Source organism: Enterobacter sp. CCUG 70166 (assembly GCF_020224095.1).
Classification (GTDB): domain Bacteria; phylum Pseudomonadota; class Gammaproteobacteria; order Enterobacterales; family Enterobacteriaceae; genus Enterobacter; species Enterobacter intestinihominis.
Genome location: NZ_NRIQ01000002.1, coordinates 40,920 through 65,705, shown reverse-complemented (window position 1 = coordinate 65,705; position 24,786 = coordinate 40,920). Strand labels below are relative to the sequence as shown.

General features: G+C 58.7%; 23 protein-coding genes. 2 read left to right on the top strand and 21 right to left on the bottom strand.

Annotated features, from left to right (window positions below):
• Nucleotides 1-34 precede the first annotated feature (34 nt).
• Nucleotides 35-1,267: a phosphoglycerate dehydrogenase gene (gene serA, locus CKK19_RS01235; RefSeq protein WP_022649321.1), complete on the bottom strand. Its 1,233-nt coding sequence runs from the start codon at nt 1,265-1,267 to the stop codon at nt 35-37.
• Nucleotides 1,268-1,532: 265 nt separating this feature from the next.
• Nucleotides 1,533-2,192, bottom strand: coding sequence for a ribose-5-phosphate isomerase RpiA (gene rpiA, locus CKK19_RS01230; RefSeq protein ID WP_022649322.1), 660 nt, complete (start codon nt 2,190-2,192; stop codon nt 1,533-1,535).
• A 127-nt stretch (nt 2,193-2,319) separates the two neighbouring features.
• Between rpiA and argP the strand changes: the two genes are divergently transcribed.
• Nucleotides 2,320-3,213 (top strand): DNA-binding transcriptional regulator ArgP, encoded by an 894-nt coding sequence (argP, locus tag CKK19_RS01225; protein ID WP_003860089.1) that lies wholly within the window; start codon nt 2,320-2,322, stop codon nt 3,211-3,213.
• 42 nt (nt 3,214-3,255) lie between these two features.
• Here argP and CKK19_RS01220 read toward each other — a convergent pair whose 3' ends face one another.
• The 7 genes from CKK19_RS01220 to tkt form a co-directional block, all read right to left on the bottom strand.
• Nucleotides 3,256-3,978: an oxidative stress defense protein gene (locus CKK19_RS01220; RefSeq protein ID WP_022649323.1), complete on the bottom strand. Its 723-nt coding sequence runs from the start codon at nt 3,976-3,978 to the stop codon at nt 3,256-3,258.
• A 92-nt stretch (nt 3,979-4,070) separates the two neighbouring features.
• Complete coding sequence (argO, locus tag CKK19_RS01215) at nt 4,071-4,706, bottom strand: arginine exporter ArgO (protein WP_003860085.1); 636 nt, start codon at nt 4,704-4,706, stop codon at nt 4,071-4,073.
• 143 nt (nt 4,707-4,849) lie between these two features.
• Complete coding sequence (locus CKK19_RS01210; protein ID WP_022649325.1) at nt 4,850-5,704, bottom strand: small-conductance mechanosensitive channel MscS; 855 nt, start codon at nt 5,702-5,704, stop codon at nt 4,850-4,852.
• 188 nt (nt 5,705-5,892) lie between these two features.
• The gene (gene fbaA / locus CKK19_RS01205; protein WP_017692704.1) at nt 5,893-6,972 is read right to left on the bottom strand and encodes a class II fructose-bisphosphate aldolase; all 1,080 of its coding nucleotides are present in this window, start codon (nt 6,970-6,972) and stop codon (nt 5,893-5,895) included.
• Between the two features lie 92 nt (nt 6,973-7,064).
• Entirely contained in the window at nt 7,065-8,228 is a 1,164-nt protein-coding gene (gene pgk, locus CKK19_RS01200; RefSeq protein WP_015571809.1) for a phosphoglycerate kinase, read from the bottom strand.
• Nucleotides 8,229-8,277: 49 nt separating this feature from the next.
• Entirely contained in the window at nt 8,278-9,297 is a 1,020-nt protein-coding gene (gene epd / locus CKK19_RS01195; RefSeq protein ID WP_063853797.1) for an erythrose-4-phosphate dehydrogenase, read from the bottom strand.
• A gap of 356 nt (nt 9,298-9,653) precedes the next feature.
• A complete protein-coding gene (tkt, locus tag CKK19_RS01190) occupies nt 9,654-11,645 on the bottom strand; it encodes a transketolase (protein ID WP_041908344.1) in 1,992 nt (663 codons plus the stop codon).
• 272 nt (nt 11,646-11,917) lie between these two features.
• On the opposite strand from tkt, the gene CKK19_RS01185 reads away from it, so the two are divergent.
• Complete coding sequence (locus CKK19_RS01185; RefSeq protein WP_063853796.1) at nt 11,918-12,676, top strand: M48 family metallopeptidase; 759 nt, start codon at nt 11,918-11,920, stop codon at nt 12,674-12,676.
• A 45-nt stretch (nt 12,677-12,721) separates the two neighbouring features.
• Here CKK19_RS01185 and CKK19_RS01180 read toward each other — a convergent pair whose 3' ends face one another.
• From CKK19_RS01180 to CKK19_RS01125, 12 genes are all read right to left on the bottom strand, one after another.
• Nucleotides 12,722-14,362, bottom strand: a complete 1,641-nt coding sequence (locus tag CKK19_RS01180) for a thiamine pyrophosphate-binding protein (protein WP_063853795.1) — start codon at nt 14,360-14,362, stop codon at nt 12,722-12,724.
• A gap of 13 nt (nt 14,363-14,375) precedes the next feature.
• Nucleotides 14,376-15,845 carry an aldehyde dehydrogenase gene (locus CKK19_RS01175; RefSeq protein ID WP_063853794.1) on the bottom strand — a complete coding sequence of 490 codons (1,470 nt, stop codon included), beginning with the start codon at nt 15,843-15,845 and terminating at the stop codon, nt 14,376-14,378.
• A 9-nt stretch (nt 15,846-15,854) separates the two neighbouring features.
• Nucleotides 15,855-16,625 (bottom strand): aspartate dehydrogenase, encoded by a 771-nt coding sequence (locus tag CKK19_RS01170; RefSeq protein ID WP_023295404.1) that lies wholly within the window; start codon nt 16,623-16,625, stop codon nt 15,855-15,857.
• A 9-nt stretch (nt 16,626-16,634) separates the two neighbouring features.
• Nucleotides 16,635-17,429, bottom strand: coding sequence for an SDR family oxidoreductase (locus CKK19_RS01165; protein ID WP_063148693.1), 795 nt, complete (start codon nt 17,427-17,429; stop codon nt 16,635-16,637).
• Nucleotides 17,413-18,183, bottom strand: coding sequence for an alpha/beta fold hydrolase (locus CKK19_RS01160; protein WP_045308337.1), 771 nt, complete (start codon nt 18,181-18,183; stop codon nt 17,413-17,415). The genes CKK19_RS01165 and CKK19_RS01160 overlap by 17 nt, the downstream gene beginning before the upstream one ends.
• 9 nt (nt 18,184-18,192) lie before the next feature.
• Complete coding sequence (locus tag CKK19_RS01155) at nt 18,193-18,723, bottom strand: cupin domain-containing protein (RefSeq protein ID WP_022649339.1); 531 nt, start codon at nt 18,721-18,723, stop codon at nt 18,193-18,195.
• 10 nt (nt 18,724-18,733) lie between these two features.
• A complete protein-coding gene (locus tag CKK19_RS01150) occupies nt 18,734-19,990 on the bottom strand; it encodes an MFS transporter (protein ID WP_022649340.1) in 1,257 nt (418 codons plus the stop codon).
• Nucleotides 19,991-20,015: 25 nt separating this feature from the next.
• Nucleotides 20,016-21,203, bottom strand: a complete 1,188-nt coding sequence (locus tag CKK19_RS01145; RefSeq protein ID WP_063853793.1) for an NAD(P)/FAD-dependent oxidoreductase — start codon at nt 21,201-21,203, stop codon at nt 20,016-20,018.
• Nucleotides 21,200-22,126, bottom strand: coding sequence for a VOC family protein (locus CKK19_RS01140; RefSeq protein WP_063853792.1), 927 nt, complete (start codon nt 22,124-22,126; stop codon nt 21,200-21,202). The genes CKK19_RS01145 and CKK19_RS01140 overlap by 4 nt, the downstream gene beginning before the upstream one ends.
• Before the next feature lie 78 nt (nt 22,127-22,204).
• Entirely contained in the window at nt 22,205-22,993 is a 789-nt protein-coding gene (locus CKK19_RS01135) for an IclR family transcriptional regulator (RefSeq protein ID WP_003860053.1), read from the bottom strand.
• Nucleotides 22,994-23,005: 12 nt separating this feature from the next.
• Nucleotides 23,006-23,755, bottom strand: coding sequence for an SDR family oxidoreductase (locus CKK19_RS01130; RefSeq protein WP_063853791.1), 750 nt, complete (start codon nt 23,753-23,755; stop codon nt 23,006-23,008).
• The gene (locus CKK19_RS01125; RefSeq protein WP_017692695.1) at nt 23,755-24,777 is read right to left on the bottom strand and encodes an aromatic ring-hydroxylating oxygenase subunit alpha; all 1,023 of its coding nucleotides are present in this window, start codon (nt 24,775-24,777) and stop codon (nt 23,755-23,757) included. The genes CKK19_RS01130 and CKK19_RS01125 overlap by 1 nt, the downstream gene beginning before the upstream one ends.
• Nucleotides 24,778-24,786 lie beyond the last annotated feature (9 nt).

Sequence of the window (24,786 nt, the reverse complement as noted above, 5' to 3'; positions counted from 1 at the left end):
GCGTAAGCGCCACCCGACACCACAGACCGCACTATCAGTACAGCAGACGCGCGCGAATCGTCCCCGGAATGGCCTTCATGCTCTGCAATGCTTTCTCGGCAATGTCTTCATCCGCTTCAATATCAATCACCACATAACCCATCTGCGCGTTCGTTTGCAGATACTGCGCGGCAATGTTGACGCCCTGTTCGGCAAAGATCTGGTTGATAGCAGTCAGCACGCCCGGACGGTTTTCGTGAATGTGCAGCAGACGACGCCCGCCGTGTAGCGGCAGAGACACTTCCGGGAAGTTCACCGCAGAGAGCGTTGAACCGTTGTCGGAATATTTGCTCAGCTTGCCCGCCACTTCCAGGCCGATATTCTCCTGCGCTTCCTGAGTAGAACCGCCGATGTGCGGCGTCAGGATCACGTTGTCGAACTCGCACAGTGGAGAGGTGAACGGATCGCTGTTGGTGGCCGGTTCCGTCGGGAACACGTCAATCGCCGCACCAGCCAGATGCTTACGCTTCAGCGCATCGCACAGCGCAGGAATATCGACCACTGTACCGCGCGCGGCGTTGATCAGCAGTGAGCCCGGCTTCATCAGCGCCAGCTCTTCCGCTCCCATCATGTTTTTTGTGGACGCATTTTCCGGCACGTGCAGGCTGACCACGTCGCTCATGTTCAGCAGGTCAGAAAGATGCTGCACCTGCGTCGCGTTACCCAGCGGCAGTTTGTTTTCGATATCGTAGAAAAACACGTGCATGCCAAGGGATTCCGCCAGAATACCGAGCTGCGTACCGATGTGGCCGTAACCAATAATCCCGAGTTTTTTACCACGCGCTTCGTAGGAGCCCGCGGCCAGCTTATTCCACACGCCACGGTGCGCTTTGGCGTTAGCTTCCGGAATACCGCGAAGGAGTAGCAGCAGCTCGCCAATCACAAGCTCCGCCACGGAACGGGTGTTGGAGAACGGGGCGTTAAAAACCGGGATACCGCGTTTTGCGGCGGCATTCAGATCAACCTGATTGGTACCGATACAGAAACAGCCAATCGCCACCAGCTTTTCCGCCGCAGCAATAACGTCTTCAGTCAGTTGGGTACGGGATCGCAGGCCAATGAAATGGGCATCACGGATGGACGCTTTCAGCTCTTCAGTATCCAGCGCGCCTTTGTGAAATTCGATGTTGGTGTAACCTGCAGCGCGAAGGCTATCGAGCGCTTTCTGGTGCACGCCTTCAACCAGCAGGAATTTAATCTTGTCTTTCTCCAGTGATACCTTTGCCATTTACCCGACCCTGTTTTTATCTGAACTGATGTTGTGCTGGATATAAATCCCGTGCAGCCAACATATCAAAAAAAACTATTGCAGCAATATGAACGTTTGCGTCGGCACTCTGAAGAAAAGTCATACAGAGCAAAATGACAGAGGAAAATGCTATGGAAATTTACAAACGCGGAAGGATCGGCAAAAGAGGCGGAAAAACGTGACACAAGTCACCGAATTTAGCTTTTCAAAATTTTTTAGCGGGGGGAGCGCTCCCCCCGTCAGATCATTTTACGATGGTTTTTACACCGTCAGCCGTGCCGATCAGCGCCACGTCCGCGCCACGGTTGGCAAATAACCCTACTGTAACGACGCCCGGAATGCCGTTGATCGCATTTTCCAGCGCAATGGCATCGAGGATCTCAAGGCCGTGAACGTCGAGGATCACGTTGCCGTTGTCGGTCACCACACCCTGACGGTATTCCGGACGACCACCCAGCTTCACCAGTTGACGTGCCACGGCACTGCGCGCCATCGGGATCACTTCGACCGGCAGCGGGAAACTCCCCAGAATGTCGACCTGCTTGGAGGCGTCCGCGATGCAGATGAACTTATCCGCCACGGAGGCAATGATTTTTTCGCGGGTCAGCGCCGCGCCACCGCCTTTGATCATCTGCATGTGGCCGTTGATTTCATCCGCGCCATCAACGTAAATGCCCAGACGGTCCACTTCGTTGAGGTCGAAAACAGTGATGCCGAGGCTTTTCAGCTTTTCCGTGGAAGCATCGGAGCTCGAAACCGCGCCCTCGATTTGCCCCTTCATCGTGCCCAGCGCATCGATAAAGTGCGCCGCCGTCGATCCCGTACCAACACCGACAATGGTACCCGGCTGTACGTACTGGAGAGCGGCCCATCCTACTGCTTTTTTCAGTTCATCCTGCGTCATGATCGTTTTGCCTGTGGTGTGAAAACTCAGGGCGCATTATAGAACACGTCGAATGGATTTCGTCTGCCACGAAGGGAAAATTGTGTCATAGTGCAGATTAAGCAAAATTAAGGAGTCAGCCAGAGCAATGAAACGTCCGGACTACAGAACACTACAGGCACTTGATGCAGTTATTCGTGAACGCGGTTTTGAGCGCGCGGCGCAAAAGCTGTGTATCACCCAGTCCGCCGTATCACAGCGTATCAAACAACTTGAAAACATGTTCGGGCAGCCGCTGCTGGTGCGTACCGTACCGCCGCGTCCAACGGAGCAAGGACAAAAGCTCCTCGCCCTGCTACGTCAGGTTGAACTGCTGGAAGACGAGTGGCTGGGCGATGAACAGACCGGCTCCACGCCGCTGCTGCTGTCGCTGGCGGTGAACGCCGACAGTCTGGCAACCTGGCTGCTGCCGGCCCTTGCGCCGGTGCTGGCCGACTCCCCTATCCGCCTGAATCTCCAGGTTGAAGATGAAACCCGCACCCAGGAACGTCTGCGTCGCGGCGAAGTGGTTGGTGCCGTCAGTATTCAGCCTCAGGCGCTGCCAAGCTGTCTGGTGGATCAGTTGGGCGCGCTGGATTACCTCTTCGTCGGTTCAAAAGCCTTTGCCGAGCGCTATTTCCCGAACGGTGTGACCCGCGCCGCGCTGCTGAAAGCGCCTGCCGTCGCGTTCGACCATCTGGACGATATGCATCAGGCCTTCCTGCAGCAAAACTTCGATCTGCCGCCGGGCAGCGTGCCGTGTCATATCGTTAACTCGTCCGAAGCCTTCGTGCAGCTTGCACGTCAGGGAACCACCTGCTGCATGATCCCGCATCTGCAGATTGAGAAAGAGTTGAAAAGCGGTGAGCTGATTGATTTAACTCCGGGGCTGTATCAGCGCCGGATGCTGTACTGGCACCGTTTTGCGCCTGAAAGCCGCATGATGCGCAACGTCACCGACGCGCTGCTGGCGTTTGGGCATAAGGTGTTAAGACAGGATTGAAAAACAAGCCGGGTGGCGGCTTCGCCTCACCCGGCCTACGGGTTACTGAGCTGGCTTTTCAGTCGGCTCCAGCTGGAACACCACATCAACCTGATCGTCGAACTGAATGGTTGGCTGCTCGTAGGTTTCCTGAGCAGAAACCGGCGCGGCGTCCGCTTTCATCATCCGCACCATCGGGCTTGGCTGGTAGTTTGAGACGTGGTAACGCACGCTGTAAACCGGACCGAGCTTGCTCTTGAAGCCGGATGCCAGCTGCTGCGCCTGATGAATGGCATCATCAATCGCCGCTTTACGCGCTTCGTCTTTATACTTCTCCGGTTGCGCAACGCCCAGCGAGACGGAGCGAATTTCGTTCAGCCCTGCCTTCAGCGCACCATCCAGCAATCCGTTGAGCTTATCAAGCTGGCGCACGGTCACTTCTACAGTACGCACGGCGCGATAGCCTTTCAGGATGCTTTTGCCGTTCTGGTAATCGTAATCCGGTTGAGTACGCAGGTTCGCAGAGCTGATGTCTTTTTTCGCGACACCGTTCTGTTCTAGGAAAGAGAGGTATTGCGCAACACGATCGTCTGCCTGTTTCTTGGCGGAAGCAGCATCTTTCGCCGCCACGTTCACTTCAATTGCCAGGGTTGCAACATCCGGTACCGCATCCACGCTTGCCGTACCTGAAGTGACAATGTGCGGGCCGTTTGGCAGTTCATTCGCCTGCACCGACACCGCACCTAAACTTACTAATGCCGCCAGGGCCATCACCTTAAACTTCACTGTCATTCCTCCATGTTGCGAAGAGTGCCCTGTTAACAGGGCTCATGCCAGCAAGCTTAGCGGGTCTTGTTCAGATGTCCATAAGACAACGCTTAGTTGAACAATCCCTGTACGTGATGAATGCCCTCTTTCGCCAGCTGGAAGGCAATAAACCACATCACCAGCCCCACCAGGGTATTGATAATGCGCTGCGCTTTGGCGGTACGCAGTCGTGGCGCCAGCCACGCCGCCAGGATCGCAAGACCAAAGAACCAGAGGAAGGAGGCGCTGACCGTACCGAGCGCAAACCAGCGTTTAGGCTCAACGTCCAGCTGTCCACCCAGGCTGCCGAGCACCACGAACGTATCAAGATAAACGTGCGGGTTAAGCCATGTCACGGCGAGCATGGTGACGATAATCTTCCAGCGCCCTTGCTTCATCACTTCGGCGCTCGCCAGCTCAAGATTGCTGCTCATGGCCGTTTTCAGGGCGCCAAACCCGTACCACAGCAAAAACGCTACGCCGCCCCAGGTAACCAGCGCCAGCAGCCACGGCGACTGCATCAACAGGGCGCTGCCGCCAAAAATCCCGGCGCAAATCAGCAGCAGATCGCTCACCGCGCACAGCAAGGCAATCATCAGATGGTACTGACGGCGGATGCCCTGATTCATCACGAACGCATTTTGTGGACCAAGGGGAAGGATCATGGCCGCACCTAACGCAAGCCCTTGAAAATAGTAAGATAACATAACGTAATTCTCGCAGAGTTGTCCTGGGGCAGACTATACTGCGGGAACGACATTAGAGGAAATGGATAATATTAATTGGGGATTAGCGAGGCTAATAAAAGAAAAGCCCGGTGTCGCTGATGCTTACCGGGCCTACGGAGACGTTACTCTGCTTCTTTGACTTTTTTGACGTTTACATCCATCTGCGGGTACGGGAAGCTGATGCCGTTGGCATCGAAGTCACGCTTAATGCGCTCCAGCACATCCCAGTAAACGTTTTGCAGATCGCTGCTTTTGCTCCAGATGCGCACCACAAAATTAATGGATGATGCGCCCAGTTCATTCAGACGAACGGTCTGCTCGCGGTCCTTCAGAATACGGTCATCTGAAGCAATGATGTTGGTAATCAGAGACTTCACCTGATCGATATCGGAATCGTACGCCACGCTGATGATCAGCTCGTTACGACGCACCGGCTCGCGGGAGAAGTTAATGATATTGCCGGCAATGATTTTCCCGTTCGGTACCACCACAATACGACCGTCGACAGTACGCAGAGTGGTAGAGAAAATCTGTACCTGCAACACGGTACCCGCGATCCCGCCTAAATCCACGTATTCACCGGAACGGAACGGACGGAAGGTTACCAGCAGTACGCCCGCCGCCAGGTTCGACAGCGAACCCTGTAATGCCAGACCAATGGCCAGACCGGCAGCACCGAGCACAGCGATGACGGATGCCGTCTGCACGCCGACACGCCCCAGCGCCGCAATCAGCGTAAAGGCGATGATGCCGTAACGCACCAGCGCGGAGAGGAAATCGGCGACCGTGGCGTCAATGTGACGTGCAACCATCACCCGGTTGACCGCGTTCGATACGATACGCGCCACGATCATCCCGACAATGATGATGGCAATAGCGGCAACAATATTCACAGCGTAGCTCAGCAGTAGCGCCTGGTTGCGCACCAGCCAGTTACCCGCGTGATTGATGCTGTCTACAACATCAAGTTGTTCCATTTATTCTTCCTTTTGCTAAACCAAAACACAAAATCTATCCCTTAAGGGGACAGGCAGGTCAGTAAAGGGTAAACAAAAAGAGCGGGTAATGCCAAACAGATCACAAAATCAGGTATTGCAGGATATTGAAAAAGCATAAAAAAAGGCCCGCATTTGCGGGCCTTCTGATGTGCTGTCAGCAGTTCAAATTACAGAACGTCAACCGCGTTCAGTTCTTTGAAAGCCTGCTCCAGACGAGTAATCATAGAAGTCTGGGCAGCGCGCAGCCATACGCGTGGATCGTAGTATTTCTTGTTCGGCTGGTCTTCGCCTTTCGGGTTGCCCAGCTGACCTTGCAGGTAAGCTTCGTTGGTTTTGTAGTATTGCAGGATACCGTCCCAGGTTGCCCACTGGGTGTCGGTATCGATGTTCATTTTCACTACGCCGTAGCTTACGGAATCTTTGATTTCCTGAGCAGAAGAACCGGAACCGCCGTGGAAGACGAAGTTCAGGCTGTTGTGCGGCAGGTTGTGTTTCTTAGACACATATTCCTGAGAATCACGCAGGATGGTCGGGGTCAGAACCACGTTACCTGGCTTGTACACGCCATGCACGTTACCGAAGGATGCTGCGATGGTGAAGCGTGGGCTGATTTTGCTCAGCTCGGTGTAAGCGTAATCAACGTCTTCTGGCTGAGTGTACAGAGCAGAAGCGTCCATGTGGCTGTTGTCCACACCGTCTTCTTCACCGCCGGTGCAACCCAGTTCGATTTCCAGGGTCATGCCCATTTTGGACATACGCGCCAGGTACTTAGAGCAGATCTCGATGTTTTCTTCCAGAGACTCTTCGGACAGGTCGATCATGTGAGAAGAGAACAGTGGCTTACCGGTTGCTGCGAAGTGTTTTTCACCTGCGTCCAGCAGACCGTCGATCCATGGCAGCAGTTTTTTCGCGCAGTGGTCAGTGTGCAGGATAACCGGAACACCGTAGTGCTCAGCCATCTGGTGAACATGATGTGCGCCAGAGATAGCACCCAGGATAGCAGCGCCCTGAGGAACGTCAGTTTTCACGCCTTTACCTGCGATGAACGCAGCGCCGCCGTTAGAGAACTGAACGATAACCGGTGCTTTAACTTTTGCAGCGGTTTCCAGTACGGCATTGATGGAGTCGGTACCTACGCAGTTAACTGCTGGCAGAGCGAAGTTGTTTTCTTTAGCTACCTGGAACACTTTCTGTACGTCATCACCAGTGATAACGCCAGGTTTTACGAAATCAAAAATTTTAGACATGTTGCTTAGTCCTGTATCTTCGGCCGTTAGAAAAGGTGCGAGCTCTGATAAGCGCGCTGAAAATTGGGCAGGTTTCCCTGCCCCTGAATGGCTTACTTCTTAGCGCGCTCTTCGAGCATTGCTACTGCTGGCAGGACTTTGCCTTCCACGAATTCGAGGAATGCGCCGCCACCAGTGGAGATGTAGGAGATCTTGTCAGCGATACCGAACAGGTCGATAGCTGCCAGGGTGTCACCACCGCCTGCGATAGAGAACGCTTCGCTGTCTGCGATAGCGTTAGCCACGATTTCAGTCCCTTTGCGGAAGTTCGGGAATTCGAACACGCCGACAGGACCGTTCCACAGGATAGTTTTTGCGTTTTTCAGGATTTCAGCCAGTTTCTGTGCAGAAACGTCGCCCAGGTCCAGAATCTGCTCTTCATCTTTGATGTCATTAACAGATTTAAGGGTTGCGGTAGCAGTTTCGGAGAACTCGGTCGCCACGCGAACGTCAGTTGGAACCGGGATATCACAGGTGCTCAGCAGGCGTTTGGCTTCGTCAACCAGATCCGCTTCGTAAAGGGATTTACCCACGTTGTGGCCTTGCGCAGCAACGAAGGTGTTCGCGATACCACCGCCAACGATCAGCTGGTCAGCGATTTTGGACAGGGAATCCAGAACGGTCAGTTTGGTAGAAACTTTAGAACCACCAACGATAGCGACCATCGGACGAGCAGGTTCTTTCAGTGCTTTACCCAGCGCTTCCAGTTCGTCAGCCAGCAGTGGACCTGCACAGGCGACGTCTGCGAATTTACCGATACCGTGGGTAGAAGCCTGCGCACGGTGAGCCGTACCGAATGCATCCATCACGAATACGTCGCACAGCGCAGCGTATTTTTTGGACAGGGTTTCGTCGTCTTTCTTTTCGCCTTTGTTGAAGCGAACGTTTTCCAGAACAACCAGCTCACCTTCAGCAACTTCCACGCCGTCCAGGTAATCTTTCACCAGGCGAACCGGGCTGGACAGTTTGTCTTTCAGGTAATTAACAACCGGCAGCAGAGAGAACTCTTCGTTGTACTCGCCTTCAGTTGGACGGCCCAGGTGGGAGGTGACCATCACTTTAGCGCCCTGCTTCAGAGCCAGTTCAATGGTTGGCAGAGATGCACGGATACGCGCGTCGCTGGTCACTTTGCCATCTTTAACCGGTACGTTCAGATCGGCACGGATGAAAACGCGTTTACCTGCCAGATCCAGATCGGTCATCTTAATTACAGACATGGTGAATCCTCTCGTTGATTCTTAAAGTTTTGCAAGCGCAAGGTGCGCTCTACCTGAAACCTTTTGCGGCCATGGCTAACGTGGTGTCGAGCATTCGGTTAGCAAAGCCCCATTCGTTATCACACCAGACCAGCGTCTTGATGAGGTGCGCACCACTGACTCGCGTCTGCGTGCCATCCACGATGGCGCTGTGCGGGTCGTGGTTAAAATCTACTGAGACCAACGGTAATTCCGTATAGTCAACTATACCATGAAATGCTCCCTGTGCCGCTTTTTGCAGCAACAGGTTGACTTCACAGGCTTTTACCGGTTTTTTCACCGTCACGCTAAGATCGATTGCGGTGACGTTTATCGTCGGGACGCGCACGGCAATCGCTTCGAAACGGTCGTTAAACTGCGGGAAAATACGCGTGATCCCGGCAGCCAGTTTCGTATCCACCGGAATGATGGACTGGCTCGCCGCGCGAGTGCGTCGTAAATCCGGATGGTAGGCGTCGATAACCTGCTGATCGTGCATGGCGGAGTGAATCGTGGTCACGGTACCGGATTCAATGCCATACGCATCGTCTAACAGTTTAATGACCGGAATAATGCAGTTGGTGGTACAGGAGGCGTTGGAGACAATGCGGTGTTCAGCCTGCAGCTCGTGCTGGTTGACACCAAACACGACGGTGGCGTCGAGGTCGTGACTGCCGGGATGGGAGAACAGCACTTTTTTCGCGCCAGCATTCAGATGCGCTTCGCCATGTTCACGGTTACCGTACACGCCGGTACAGTCCAGCACCACATCCACACCCAGTTCGCGCCAGGGCAGCTCTTCAATACTGTTCTCATGCAGCACGCGGATGGCATCGTCACCGACGAACAGCTGTTCCCTTTCCTGGCGAACGTCCCAGGCAAAGCGACCGTGGCTGGTGTCATATTTCAATAAATGCACCATGCCCGCAGCATCCGCCAGTTCATTGATTGCCACCACGGTGATTTCCGCACGACGCCCGGATTCATATAAAGCACGAACCACGTTGCGCCCGATGCGACCGAAGCCATTAATCGCTACGCGTACGGTCATAGATCTCCTGCAAAGCTATCCCTGAGTTTGAGGTGGCTGAAAGAGTAATCCAGCGACGCCCGAAGGGGAATCCTTGCTGTCACAAACTGCGATTGATTGGTCAATTGTCGAACATTTAATCGACTGAAACGCTTCAGCAAGAATAAGCGAATCGGGGAATAAAAGGAATCTCTGTCCAGATGAATAAGCGAGCTATATGACTTGCATCACATTTTCGGTGGAATAATTTACAGAGCAGTTACATGTCTGAGGAATCGTGCATACAAGAAAGCCGGGCGGCGCTAACGCTTACCCGGCCTACATTTTATGCCATTTGTAGGCCCGGTAAGCGTTAGCGCCACCGGGCAAAACGGCAATTACAGCAGTTCTTTCGCCTTAGCGACAACGTTCTCAACGGTGAAGCCGAACTCTTCAAACAGCTGTTCAGCTGGTGCAGACTCACCAAACGTGGTCATACCGACGATAGCGCCGTTCAGGCCAACGTATTTGAACCAGTAGTCAGCGATACCCGCTTCCACTGCCACGCGAGCGGAGACAGCTTTAGGCAGTACGGATTCGCGGTATGCGGCATCCTGCTTGTCGAACGCATCGGTAGATGGCATAGAAACCACACGCGCTTTCACGCCTTCGGCAGTCAGTTTTTCCCATGCGGCAACGGCCAGTTCAACTTCAGAACCGGTCGCGATGAAGATCAGCTCAGGCTGGCCTGCGCAATCTTTCAGCACGTAACCACCGCGGGCGATGTTTGCCAGCTGCTCTGGGGTACGTTCCTGCTGCGCCAGGTTCTGACGGGAGAGGATCAACGCGGTCGGGCCGTCCTGACGCTCAACGCCGTATTTCCACGCCACCGCAGATTCAACCTGGTCACATGGACGCCATGTGCTCATGTTCGGGGTCACGCGCAGGGAAGCCACCTGCTCTACCGGCTGGTGAGTTGGACCATCTTCGCCCAGACCGATGGAGTCGTGGGTGTAGACCATCACCTGACGCTGTTTCATCAGCGCGGCCATACGCACGGCGTTACGTGCATATTCTACGAACATCAGGAAGGTAGAGGTGTACGGCAGGAAACCACCGTGTAGAGCGATACCGTTGGCAATCGCAGTCATACCGAATTCACGTACACCATAATGGATGTAGTTACCGGCAGTGTCTTCGTTGATTGGCTTAGAGCCAGACCACAGGGTCAGGTTAGATGGCGCCAGGTCAGCGGAGCCGCCGAGGAATTCTGGAAGCAGAGGACCAAACGCTTCGATCGCATTCTGAGACGCTTTACGGCTGGCGATTTTAGACGGGTTCGCCTGCAACTTCGCAATGAACTCGTTCGCTTTCGCGTCGAAGTCAGACGGCATGTCGCCTTTCATACGACGGGTGAATTCAGCCGCTTCCTGTGGGAAGGCTTTCGCGTAAGCCGCGAACTTCTCGTTCCAGGCTGCTTCTTTCGCCTGGCCCACTTCTTTCGCATCCCACTGCGCGTAGATTTCAGATGGGATTTCGAAGGCAGGGTGTTTCCAGCCAAGCGCTTCACGGGTCAGTGCGATTTCCGCGTCGCCCAGTGGTGCGCCGTGGGAGTCGTGAGTGCCCGCTTTGTTCGGAGAACCGAAGCCGATGATGGTTTTGCACATCAGCAGGGACGGTTTGTCGGTCACGGCGCGCGCTTCTTCTACGGCACGTTTAATCGAGTCAGCATCGTGGCCATCAACGCCCCGCACAACGTGCCAGCCGTAGGCTTCGAAACGTGCGGCGGTGTCGTCAGTGAACCAGCCTTCAACGTGACCGTCGATGGAGATGCCGTTGTCGTCGTAGAACGCAACCAGTTTACCCAGCTTCAGGGTGCCTGCCAGGGAGCACACTTCGTGAGAAATGCCTTCCATCATGCAGCCGTCGCCCAGGAACGCATAGGTGAAGTGGTCAACGATGTCGTGGCCAGGACGGTTGAACTGTGCCGCCAGGGTCTTCTCAGCAATCGCCATACCCACGGCATTCGCAATGCCCTGCCCCAGCGGACCGGTAGTGGTTTCAACGCCAGCGGTGTAGCCCACTTCCGGGTGACCTGGAGTTTTGGAGTGCAGCTGACGGAAGTTTTTCAGCTCTTCGATTGGCAGATCGTAGCCAGTGAGGTGCAGCAGGCTGTAGATCAGCATAGAGCCATGGCCGTTAGACAGCACGAAACGGTCGCGGTCTGCCCATGCCGGGTTCTGCGGGTTGTGGTTAAGGAAATCACGCCACAGGACTTCGGCGATGTCAGCCATGCCCATAGGGGCGCCCGGGTGGCCGGATTTGGCTTTCTGTACTGCGTCCATGCTCAGCGCACGAATAGCATTAGCAAGCTCTTTACGTGAGGACATTTTAACTCCAGATCGGACTGTTAAAGGCCATGCCCTTGACGACAGCGCGTTTTGGGCTACGCCGGAAAAAAGTGCCAACAATGTAACCCAAGCCGCAGGGCATGTACATGGACCATTCTTTTGCAGCTTAAGAAATCTCTGGATCATGCTCGCATGTTGCGCAATCTACTCGCCCGCCCCTGTAGATATTCCTTATACTTAGCCCGACACCGGCTTTGTTGACGGTGCATTTTTCGGAATTAATTCAGATTAACGAGTACGGAAGCAACATCATGAAAATGCGTGCAATTGGGCTGGCTGTGGGAACAACGCTCCTGCTAAGCGGCTGTCAGAATATGGATTCTAACGGCCTGATGACCTCAGGCGCAGAAGCTTTTCAGGCCTACTCATTGAGCGATGCGCAGGTGAAAGCGCTGAGCGACGAGGCCTGTAAGGATATGGATGGAAAAGCTACGCTTGCCCCGGCAAACAGCACCTACACGCAGCGTCTGAACAAGATTGCTTCCGCGCTGGGCGACAACATTAACGGTCAGCCGGTGAACTACAAGGTGTATATGGCGAAAGACGTCAACGCCTTCGCGATGGCTAACGGCTGTATCCGCGTTTACAGCGGCCTGATGGACATGATGAACGACAACGAAGTGGAAGCGGTGATCGGCCATGAAATGGGTCACGTTGCTCTCGGTCACGTGAAGAAAGGGATGCAGGTTGCGCTGGGCACCAATGCCGTGCGTGCTGCGGCGGCCTCTGCGGGCGGCATTGTCGGCAGCCTGTCCCAGTCGCAGCTGGGCGACGTGGGTGAGAAACTGGTTAACTCCCAGTTCTCCCAGCGTCAGGAGTCGGAAGCGGATGACTACTCTTACGATCTGTTGCGCAAACGCGGCATCAATCCATCGGGTTTAGCCACCAGCTTCGAAAAACTGGCGAAACTGGAGGAAGGCCGTCAAAGCTCCATGTTTGACGATCACCCGGCCTCCGTTGAACGCGCGCAGCATATCCGTGACCGCATGGCGGCAGACGGAATTAAATAAAACTTCGGCCCGGTGCGCGCCGCGCTACCGGGCAACAAGGCTCAATCAGTACAGCGTTTTCTGTGGCGGCCCGGCAAACTTAAGGGCGCCAATCTGCCCCATCCGCACTTCCACCACCGACGGCCCCGGCATCGCCAGCGCTTCCGTCATCACCGCATCAAAGTCCTCAGCCCGCTCAACGCTCCAGGCCTGTAGGCCAATCGCCTGCGCCAGCAGGGTAAAGTCCGGTGTATGCAGTTCGTTATAATACTGACGCCCGCCAAAATATTTATCCTGAATACCGCGCATTACGCCGTAGCCCCCGTCGTTCATGATGAGCAGCGTCACGTTGGCTTTCTCCTGCGCCAGCGTCGCCAGCTCGCCTAAATTGAGGCTCAGGCCGCCGTCGCCCACCAGTCCCACCACCCTGCGCTGCGGGTTGGCAATCGCGGTGCCGATGGCCATCGGCAGTCCCATACCAATCGCCCCGGCGAGAGAGTGAATGTTCAGCAGCGGACCGTTAGCCCTGAACAGACGGCTACCCCACAGGCTGCCGGACACGGTGATATCGCGCACCAGCAGGCCGTCTTTCGGCAGGGCTTTTTCTATGGCGTCGTTAAGCTTCGCATAGGCGCCGCACTGCTCGCGCAGCCCCTGCTCAGCTTGCCCGACCGCCTGCTGCACCTGCATATCCCACTGGGCGTTGCCCCACTCGCGGCCCTGCACTTTTTCAGCCAGCGCGCCAAGCACCGCGGAACAATCGGCTATCAACGTGCTATCCATCAGGTAGTTACGGCTGGCTGCCGCCGGGTCGATATCAATCTGCACGCGCGGGGACGGCAGCTCAAGCGTCCAGGAGCGGGTTTCGTTGCTGCGCAGACGTGAACCGGCGACCAGCGTAAAATCACACTGCGCAATCAGCGCCTCCACCGACGGCGAGTTGTGGAACGCCCGCAGGCTGGCGCGGTGGTCGTCCGGCAGCACGCCGCGCGCGTGGGTGCTGGAAATCACGGTGATGCCCGCATCCGCCAGTTTTTTCACCGCCTCAGCGCTTCCCAGCGCCCCGCCGCCCAGCCACAGCAGCGGCTGTTTCGCCTGTTTGAGCTGCGCCCACAGCGCGTCAACCATCCCGGTATCCACGGCTGGAACCGATGCCGGTTTGACCGGGGCGGTTACCAGCGACAGCGGAATTTTGGCGCCCTGAATATCAATCGGGATTTCCACCGAAACCGGTCCGCACGGCGGGGTCTGCGCGTCCTGGATGGCTTTATGCAGAATGGCTATCGCCTGATTCGCATTGCTGATACGGTACGCCCGTTTTGAGCTGGCCTTCAGGAAGGTCAGCTGATCGCGGGTTTCATGGATAAACCCGGTGTCGGCGTCCAGCCAGGCTTTCTCTACCTGCCCGGTTAAATGCAGCAGCGGCGTGCAGGCATTCATCGCTTCCACCAGCGCGCCTACCGCGTTCCCGGCCCCCGCGCCGGTGCTGGTCAGCGCCACGCCGAGGCCGGAAAAGCGCCCGTGAGCATCGGCCATGGTGACGGAACCGGCTTCACCGCGCGCGGGTACAAAGCGGATATTGCCCCGCTGCCCAACCGCATCCGCTATCGGCAGGTTGTGAATGGAGATGACGCCGTAGATGGCCTCAACCTGATACTGCTCCAGCGTTCTGGCGATGGCGTCGCCGACGGTTATCATTTCGCTCATTGCTCACCCTTTCTCAGTCGCACCAGTGGTTGACGCTGTTACCCGTCGCCAGATAAATGCTCTTTTGTTGCATCCAGGCTTTCAGCCCCTGGATACCCTTCTCGCGGCCCAGACCGCTCTCTTTAAAGCCCCCGAACGGGGTCGAAATCGCAAAAACTTTGTAGGTGTTGATCCACACCGTGCCTGCCTCCAGCTGCTCGCTGAGACGCAGGGCGCGCCCGGTATCGCGCGTCCAGATCCCCGCCGCCAGGCCGTAAACCGAGTCGTTCGCCTCGCTGATCAACGCCGCTTCATCGCCAAACGGCATCGCCACCAGCACCGGGCCGAAGATCTCCTCCTGACAGGCGCGAGCGCTGTTGTTTAGCCCTTCGATAATGGTTGGCTGGAAAAAGCTGCCGTTTGCCAGAGCGGGATCGGCGGGGATCTCGCCGCCGCACAGCACGCGGCCCCCTTCCCGCTTCGCAAGTTCGACGTACTCGATCACGCTCTGGCGATGTTTCTCGCCGATCAGCGGTCCTACATGCACGCCGTCGGTAAACGGATGCCCGACGCGCAGCCCGCGAGTTAATTCCAGCAGCCTCGCCATCAGCGGGGCGTAAATACTCTCGTGGATAAACAGCCGCGATCCGGCGATGCACGCCTGCCCCGCCGAGCTGAAAATGCCGTAGCAGATCCCGCGCGCCGCCTGTTCGATATCGGCATCCTCCAGCACGATGGTCGGCGATTTGCCGCCCAGCTCCAGCGAGGCCGGGATCAGTTTTTCCGCCGCCACGTGCGCCAGATGACGGCCCGTAGTGGTTCCGCCGGTAAAGGAAATTTTGCGCATGCGAGGATGACGCGCCAGCGCATCACCAATCACCGAGCCTTTGCCCGGCAGCACGCTCAGCAGCCCGGCGGGCAGCCCGGCCTGTTCAAAAATCCGCGCCAGCTCCAGCGCCATCAGCGGCGTGGCTTCGGCGGGCTTGAGGATCACCGCGTTCCCGGCGGCAATCGCCGGTGCGACCTTCTGCATTTCGCTGGCAATCGGCGAGTTCCACGGCGTGATGGCCGCTACCACGCCAAGGGGCTCGTAGCGGCTCAGCGTCAGCAGATCCGGCTGGCGCGGTGTCGGAAGTTCCCCTTCCAGCAGCTCGCAGGCGGCGGCAAAGTAGCGCGCCGTTCCCGCCGCGCTCATCACCAGCCCGCACGCTTCCGCCAGCGGCTTGCCGTTATCCCGGCTCTGCATCTGCGCCAGTTCATCCACACGGGATTCAATAAGATCCGCCACCTTGTGCAGGATCTTCGCCCGCACGTGCGGCAGGCTGTTACGCCAGGCTGGATCGCGCCAGGCGCGCTCTCCGGCGTCTACCGCCTCCTCCAGGTCATCCAGACTGGCGGCGTTCAGCGTCGCATTGATCGACCCGTCTGCCGGGAAGTGGCTCTGCATCGGGTTACCTCCGCCGTGTCGCCACTGGCCGCCGATAAAAATCTTCAGATCGTCCATCGTCACTCCTCAGCTCAGGGCCAGCTCGCGGCAGGCGCGCACCGCGCTCAGTGCCGCCAGGGTGGAGGTTTTAGGGTTAGACGCCAGCGGCAGTCCGCTCAGCTCCAGATGGAATTCGCCAAACAGCCCTTCGACGTGCAGCGTGTGGGTGTTACGTTTCGTTGCCGGGTCAACCATCAGCTGCACGCGGGTGTCATCCATCCCGACGCCGCCGAGCGCCACGGTCGCCGCTACGTTGGCGTTCGCCGGGAACAGCCGCGCCGCCTCGCGGGCGCTGCCTTCAAAAAAGACCTTTGCCTCTGACACCGCATTCAGATCGATAAGCTGCTCGGCATAGCTGCCGCGCCAGCTGGCCGGGCTTTTGCGCGACTGATAGGTGACGCGCTCAAGCCCACCCTCTTTCGCTGCCGCCAGCCCGTCGATACCGGCCACTGCACCGGAAAGCAGAGTCAGTTTTCCGCCCGCGGCGAGCAGACGCTGCTCCAGCGCGCTGTCCGCCAGCGCGCCGGTGGAAATGACGGCCAGATGCCAGCCGCGACGCAGGATCTCTTCCCCGTACTGGGCCACCGCCTGCTGGCTGGCGCATTCCAGCACCAGATCCGGCGTTTGCGCGCACGCCATTGGCGACGTCAGCGCCTCGACCGCATCGCCAAACTGGTCGTGAATGGCGGCATGGTGAGATGCGCGCGCCACGATCCAGCCGATAGCCACACCGGCGGGCAGGCGCTCAATCACCGCCTGCGCCATGGCACCAAAACCAATCAACATTACCTTTTTCATGATGCGTCCTTACAGATGGCGACAGAAGCCGCCGGAAACGTCCAGCGCGGCGCCGGTGGTAAACGAGGCCAGCGGCGAGGCGAGGAACAGCAGCGCCTGCGCGGGCTCCTGCGGCTTGCCGAGGCGCGCCATTGGAATGCCGCGCTTGCGCGCGATATCCGCCGTCCACTCCGGCCAGCTCTGGCTTTTGTCCGCCCGGTTTTCAAAGCGGCGCTGCCACTGGCCGGACTCCACCATGCCGAGCAAAATGGAATTGACGCGAATGCCTTTACCCACCAGCTCTTTCGAGAGCGTCAGCGTCATGTTCAGCAGCGCGGCACGAGCAGCGGAGGTAGCGATCATGTGCTCCTCCGGCTGTAGCGCCAGCAGGGAGTTGACGCAGGTAACAGAGGCAATGTCTGACTGCTCCAGCAGCGGCTGAAACGCCTGCACCGGATTGATGACGCCAAACAGCTTCAGCTCTGCCTCGTGCAGCCACGCCTCGCGCGGGGTGTCATGGAAGTGCGCCACGTAGCCCTGCCCGGCGTTGTTGATCAGCAGATCAGCCGCGCCAAAGCGCGCCTGCACCGCATCCGCAAAGGCCTGAACCTCGTCGGCGTTCAGCACGTCGCAGCGGTAAGAAAAAATCTCCCCGTGGGGGAATTCGTTTTGCAGCGTCGCATGGGCGCTGGCGAGCCGGTCCGGGTCACGGCCGCAGAAGGCGACTTTCGCCCCTTCCCCCAGCAGCAGGCGCAGCGTTTCAAAGCCAATGCCAGAAGAACCGCCGGTGACTACCGCTACGCGCCCGTCAATTTGTGCATTCATCGCGCACCTCTTCGTTAATGCGTAAAAGCTGTTGGTTGAAAAACACGTCGTTATCGAGATAGCTGGCGTGCCCGGCCTGCGGAATGGTGGTAAACGGCATGCCGTAGCGCAGCGCCAGCCCCTGCACCAGTTCGGGCTGCGTTATCGCGTCCTGCTCGCCGCACCAGACTTCAAACGTGCCGGAGTATCGTTTAAGCCAGCCGTGAATGTCGTCATGCGCCAGCATCCACGCGGCGGCAAGGTAGCCTTCCGGGCGCAGCGTGCGCATGCCCGCCGCGACGGTGGCGATATCTTCCGCGCGCGCGCCGGGGCGCAGCAGCTTCGCGGCACGGGTCTGGGCGAGGATTTCGCCGCCCAATGCCATCTGCTGCTCGCGGTTGCGCCAGACCTGCTCCCGCTGCTCCGGCGCGGCATTGCCGTAGCCCTGCGCAGCGTCGGCCAGTACAAGATGAATGACGCGATCCGGGAACTTCGCCGCAAACGCACTTGCGACCAGTGCCCCCAGGGAATGGCCCACCAGCACCGCCTGCCAGACACCGGCGCGATCCAGCATCGCCGCCAGCACGTCGGCGTAATCCCCCGCGTTTGCCCGCGCGACGGCCAGCATCGGGCTTTCGCCATAACCGGGCATGTCCCACGCCAGCACGCGAAAACCGTTCAGCGCCATCTGCTTGTGCCAGGACGCAGCGCCAGAGCTGATCCCGTGTAGCAGCATCAGCGGAATGCCGCTTCCCTGTTCACGAAAACCCGTCATCATGCCCCCTTAGTTCCGCTTCACTTTCGAGAGCGGATGGTCGGACGGATAGGTCGGGATTTCCGGCTTGTTGGTCCCCAGCATGACGCACATCAGCGCCTCCTCTTCCCCGTGGTTAAACAGGCCGCGATAGATGCCCGGCGGGACGGAGATCAGGTCACGCTCGCGCAGCACCGTTTCGGTGTAGTTGTCGCCGTCCTGGATCATCAGCGTGATCTGCCCCTTGAGCATGAAGAACACCTCTTCCACGTCGTCGTGCAGGTGCAGCGGCCCTTCGCACTTCGACGGCAGTACCATGGTGGAGAAGGTGAAATGGTCCGCCTGCACGGTATTGGTGTCGTTCGCCACGCCGGTTGCGCCGGTGCCGATGTAGCGCATCTGCGCCCGGCGGTATTTCGGGTCAAAATCGGCCTGGAACTTCAGCGCGTTCCAGTCGTATTTACGGCCTTCGAAGCGCGCGATGCGCGACTCGACCCACTCTTCCATCGTCAGATGGTCAGGTTTGATGCCCGTTTTGTGGGTTACGGTTGAATCAGTCATGACACTCTCCTCAGTAACGTCTCAGCAGCGGCAGTAACAGGACGCAGCCCACCGCCGCCATCACCGCCAGAAAAATCAGCCCGGAATCCATGCTGTGGGTGAAGGCGATAAGCGCGCCCATCACCGCCGGCGACAGCGCGCCTGCAAAGTTTCCCAGCCCGTTGAAAATGCCGCCTGCCGTGGCGCTCACCCGGGGATGGGTGGCCTTCGCCAGCAGGGCGAAAATGTTGGGCGCTCCGGTGCCCCACATAAAGGTGCTGAAGCTCATCGCCGCGATGACGGCGAGCGGGGTATCGAGGTGCATCACCGCCGCCAGCCCCACCGCCGCCCCCGCCATCGAGATAAAGCAGGCCGCCGCGCGCTTATCGACCCTGTCCGAGAGCCACGCGCCAATCACCTCGCCCGCCAGCATGGCGATGAACGGCATCGACGACAGCCAGCCTGCATGCTCCAGGTGGATGCCTTTGCCTTTGATCAGGTAGCCCGGCAGCCAGCCGTTGATGCCCCACAGGTAGGTCAGGAACGCGATGTTAAAGATGCAGATGATCCAGAAGTGCGGGCTGACGAACAGCTCGCGCCGCGCGGCACGCCGCTCGTCCTGTGACGCCTGCGAAGTGCCGGGTTTAGCCTCCAGACGGATCCCGCGCAGGCCGATGCGTACAAAGATAAGCACCGGCACGGTAAGCATGGCCATGACAAAGAAGGTGCTCTGCCAGCCGAAGGTGTTCAGCAGCCAGAGGGAGAGCGGGAAGCCAATTGCCGCCCCTACCGGTGTGCCCAGCAGCCACAGCATGGTGGCGCGCGCCTGCAGATGCTGCGGGAAGTTGTGGCGCACGATGGCGAAAGCCAGCGGGAACAGCGGCCCTTCCGCCACGCCCAGCAGGATGCGCAGGACGATCATCAGCGTGTAGTTATGGGTAAAGCCCATCGCCACCATCAGCACGCACCACACAGCCATCATCCCGGTGAGCAGGCGCAGCGGCGCAATTTTGTCGCCTAAACCGCTCAAAAATACCGACGAAAAGCCGTAGCTCAGCAGGAAGGCGCTCATCAATATGCCGAGGCGCGTGGTGTCGAAATCAATGCCCATCGCCTGCTGGAAATGGGTATCCGAAAAGAGCGCCGCGATGCTGATTTTGTCGAAAAACGCCAGCAGCACGCAGGCCAGCAGCGACAACGGGATGGCCCAGCGCACCGCTTTTTCGGGCGTGCGGGTCCCCTCACCGCTCGCCTCAACCGGCGCGGTGTTCGTCTCTAGTGTGGTCATCTCTCCCCCTACGGGTGCGGGTTAGCTATCGCAGTGACATCAGTGAAAATGTCGGGTCGGCAAGCGGTACGTTCGACAGATCCCGCCCCGCCGCCAACCAGCGCTTCGCCAGCTTGACGGTGCGCGCATCGTTGAACGCCACCAGCTGCGTCAGCCGCCCGTTTTCATCCAGCGAGAAGAACAGCGCATCTTCACGCACTATCGTTTTACTCTCCGGCTGCGGAATACCGAGGATCTGAATATTGTGCTGATATTGATCCGACCACAGCCACGGCGCGTCGTCATAACCTGGCGCATCGGGGTTGAGCATCGCTTTCGCCGTCGCCACCGCCTGATTCTGGGCGAAGGCCCAGGACTGGATGCACAGGCCGTAGTGATGGTGCTGGGCGACATCTCCTGCGGCAAAGATGAATGGATCCGAGGTGCGTCCATGGGCATCCACCACGATCCCGCGCCCGGTTTTCAGCCCCGCATCAAGCGCCAGCTCCAGATTGAGATCGACGCCGATCCCGACCACGACCGTATCAAAGGTTTCACGGTTGCCGTCGCAGTGGATGACCGGCAGGCCATTATCGTCCTCCAGCTCCAGCACGCCGCAGCCGGTACGGATCTCCACCCCCTGCTCGCGGTGGATGGCCTCCAGGCGCTGCGACACCTCGCCGCTCACCGAGCGCATGCACAGCGCAGGCTGCTGCTCGAACAGGGTGACCGCCACGCCGCTTTTCCGCGCGGAAGCGGCAATCTCAAGGCCTATCCAGCCGCCGCCGATAATCGCCAGATTGTGACTTTCCGACAGGCGACTTTTCAGGCGCTGCGCGTCCTGCCAGTGGCGCAGGGTATAAACCTGCGGATGGCTGGCCCACGCCTGCGAAGGCAGGCGCGCCCGCCCGCCGGTAGCGATCAAAAGAATGTTGTAACTAAGACGTTCGCCGTTGCTTAAACGCACGATTTTCTCTTCACGATCGACTGATTCAGCACGCAGCGGGCGGTACCAGATCAGGTTCAGCGCCTGCTGCGCTTCTTCGCTAAACAGCCGCGGGAGCGCCGCGTCCGGCTCCAGCAGAGACGCTTTTGACAGCGGCGGCCGCTCGTAGAAATCCCATTCCTCTTCCGCCACCACGCAAATCTCGCCGTCGAAGCCCTCGTCACGCAGGGTTTTCGCCGCCCAGCCGCCCGCCTGGCCGCCGCCGATAATGACAATGCGCGATGTCATACCGCCTCCGGCTTTTTCTGCTGACGGCGCGTGTCGTGGTCAATCCCGCCCTCCACCGCCCATTCGGTAAAGGAGACCAGGGAGTGCTCCAGCTCACGCGGCTGCCAGTTTTCGGTCAGGTAGTCGTCGTTGGTGTAATACTCAAACGCGCCGCCGGTCGGGCTGTTGACGTACCAGAAGTACGCCGACGACACCGGATGACGGCCCGGCCCGATAAAGGTGCTCCAGTCATGTTTATTCATCGCGATACCGCCGCCGATCACCTCGTGGATGTCGCGCACGGTGAAGGCCACATGGTTGAGGCCGCGCTTGCGGTTCGGCAGTTGCAGCAAGAACAGGTTGTGATGGCCGCCACGCGCCCCGCAGCGCAGGAACACGGCGCGGTTGATATAGCGATCCGAGACCTGGAAGCCGAGCACCTCGCGGTAGAATTTCTCTACTGCCGCCAGCTCTTCCACGAAGAACACCACATGCCCCACGTTGATCGGCTGGGCGCGATCGTAAACCGGACTGGGTGTGTCGATACGGCGGGCGTCGCCCCACTGGTTTATTGGCTCGACGTTAAGCTCCACGTCGGTCTGCTGGGTCACCTGCACGCGCAGCGTCATGCCGTTCGGATCCAGGCATTCCAGCGCGTCGCCCACTTCACGAAAACCTGGCTGTTGCGCCAGCTTCGGGCGCAGCGCATCCAGCTCAGACTGGCTGGCAACCGCCCAGGTCATGCGGCGCAGGGTGTTGCCCGCTTCAAACGCGGGCGGCAGGTCGGGGCTGTCGATCGGGTTAAGCTCCACGCGCGCGCCGCTCAGGGTGATGAAACGCTGGCCGCTGGCATCGCCCGTCAGGCCAAAATCACGCATAAATTTGGCGCAGTGCGTCAGGTCTTCCACACCAAATTCCAGCTTTTCAATTCCGGTTATACTCATCGTTCGTTGCCTCATCTGGCCCAGATTGGGCGTAAAACATGCCCGACGCAGTCAAGCGCCTGACGTTAACTCACTGATTTAACTGGCCTGTGACAGATACCCTAAGAAGCCAGAAATTTTATCCGCCGCAAGGCGAACCTCGTTTTGCAGGCGCTCGCGGTCGCTCTGTGGGATCTCCTCCGACGGCACCAGAATGCTGACCACCGCCGCCACGCGGCCGCTTCGGTCATACACCGGGTAGACGATGGAAGAGATGCCGTGGCGGAAGAAGGATTCGCCGATGACATACCCGCGGGCTTTGTCCTGCTGCACCATCTGCCACAGGGCTTCACGGTCGTGAAGCTGCCCCGGCGTGTTGCCCGGCAGGCGCTCATGCGGGAACAGCTGTTCGAAATCAGCGCGGGAAATATCGGTCAACAGCATGCGGCCCAGCGAGGTGCAGTGCACCGGCAGACGGGTACCAATGCTGACCTGGTTGATACGCGACCCGGCGGCGCTGACGCGGGCGATATAGATAATGTCGCGCCCGTCGCGGATCGCCAGATGGCTGCTGCACTGGCTCACGTCGCGCAATTGCTCGATCACCGGCTGGCCGACCTGCGCCACGTCCAGCGAGGCGATGTACTCAAAGCCAAGACGCAGCACGTTCATGCCCAGCGAAAAGGTATTGGTGCGCGTGTTGCGCTCCAGAAATCCCATGTACTCCAGCGTCTGTACCACGCGATAGGCGGTGGCCTTCGGCATATCCACCAGCCGATGCAGTTCGGCAAAGGTCAGATCGCGATGCTGCTCGCCAAAGGCCAACAGCAGCTGTAAACCGCGCTCCAGCCCCGGCACCAGATACTTCACTTCCTGATCGTTTGCCATCATTGCCCTACCTTAGTTAAAGACAAAACCGCCGTTGACCGGGATCAGCTGTCCGGTGATGAACCGCGACAGATCGCTTAACAGCCAGACCACGCTGCCGGTGACGTCTTCCGGCTGCTGCGCGCCCGTTAACGCACGGCCGTTTTCGTAGAGCTGATGCCGTTCGGCGGGGACATATTCCGTCGCCTCGACGCGGGTTAGCCCCGGCGCGATGGCGTTAATGCGTATACGCTTTTCACCCAGTTCGCGCGCCATTGAGCGGGTCATGGCAATCACGGCGCCCTTGCTGGCGACGTAGGCCATCAGGCGCGGCGCGCCCCACAGTGCGGTGTCGGACGCGACGTTCACGATGCCCGCCCCCTCGCGTAGCAGCGGCACCGCTGCGCGCGTCACCAGCCAGGTGCCTTTGACATTGACGCTCATCACCCGATCCCAGAGATCCGGATCGTAATCGAGCATATTTTTGCCGCCGACGCCCGTCGCCATCGCCGCGTTGTTCACCAGGCCGTCAATCAGCCCCTGCTCGCCAATCGCGCTGAACACCTGCTCAATGGACTGCGGATCGGCCAGATCGATAACGTGCGATTCGATCGCATAGCCTTGCTCACACAGCCGGTGGGCGCTCTCGGCCAGCTCGCCTTTGAGGATGTCGCACATCACCACCGCCGCGCCCTGCTCCGCGCAGGCCTGGGAAAAGTGAAAGCCCAGCCCGCGCGCGGCGCCGGTTATGACGATGCGCTTACCGCTCAGCAGCCCGTTCATCAGGCGGCCCCCTGCTGTGCTTCACGCATCGCCAGCTGCTCTTTGGCGGCCTTTTGCATCATGCGACGCAGGCGCGAGAGGCCAACGTCGTGCTGATACAGGTATTCATGATCGCGGGCGTTTGGCGCCAGGCTCTCCAGCACCACGCGGTCCTGCTCCAGCACTTCCCAGTGCAGTTTTTCCAGCCGGTTGCGGTACATGAAGCGCCACATATCGCGCTGCCAGCCCTGCACGCGGCGGATGCGCCAGAAGAAGACGCGGCAGTTGTCGTTATCTTCCGGCACCACCATACCGACGATAAAGAAGTGGCCGCCCGGCCCGAAACGCTTCTTGTACGGAATGGAGAGACGCATCCAGCAGGTGCCGCTGTTGCCCAGCTCCACCCAGTCGAAGTTGACGCCGCTCTGCCCTTTCTTCTCAAAGATAAAGCCGGTTTTGGTCGGCTGGAGCACCATGTCGGCCTTGCGATCCCCTTCCGCCATTGAGTGCGAGGAGGAGTGCAGATAGGTGCCGTGCATCGGGTCCATCACGTTTTCCAGCGCGTACTGGTAATTGCATTTCCACGCGGCGGTGCAGAGGAAGTTGCTGAAGTTTTCCGTGTCGGCGAGTTCATCCGGGAAGGTCAGTTCGTCCGGCTGCTGATCCGCGGTGACGCCAAACCAGAGGAAGATGGCGCCGTGCGCCTCCTGCACGTTATAGCTGCGCACGCACTGCTGGCCGACCAGCGGACATTTATCCACAGCGGGCACGTCTTTCACCTCGCCGTTGCCCGCCACCTCTACGCCGTGATACCAGCAGGCGATGCGGTCGCCGAGGTTCCAGCCCATCGACAGGCGCGCGCCGCGGTGCGGACAGCGGTCCTCCAGCGCCTGCACCTGGCCGTCTTTGTTGCGCCAGACCACAATCTGCTCGCCCAGGCGGGTGATGCCCACCGGCGCAGACTGCACTTCCCAGCTCGCCAGCACCGGATACCAGAGGCCGCGCAGGCCTTTATCCAGATAGTGTTGTACGGTCGTCGTCATCGCGTTGCC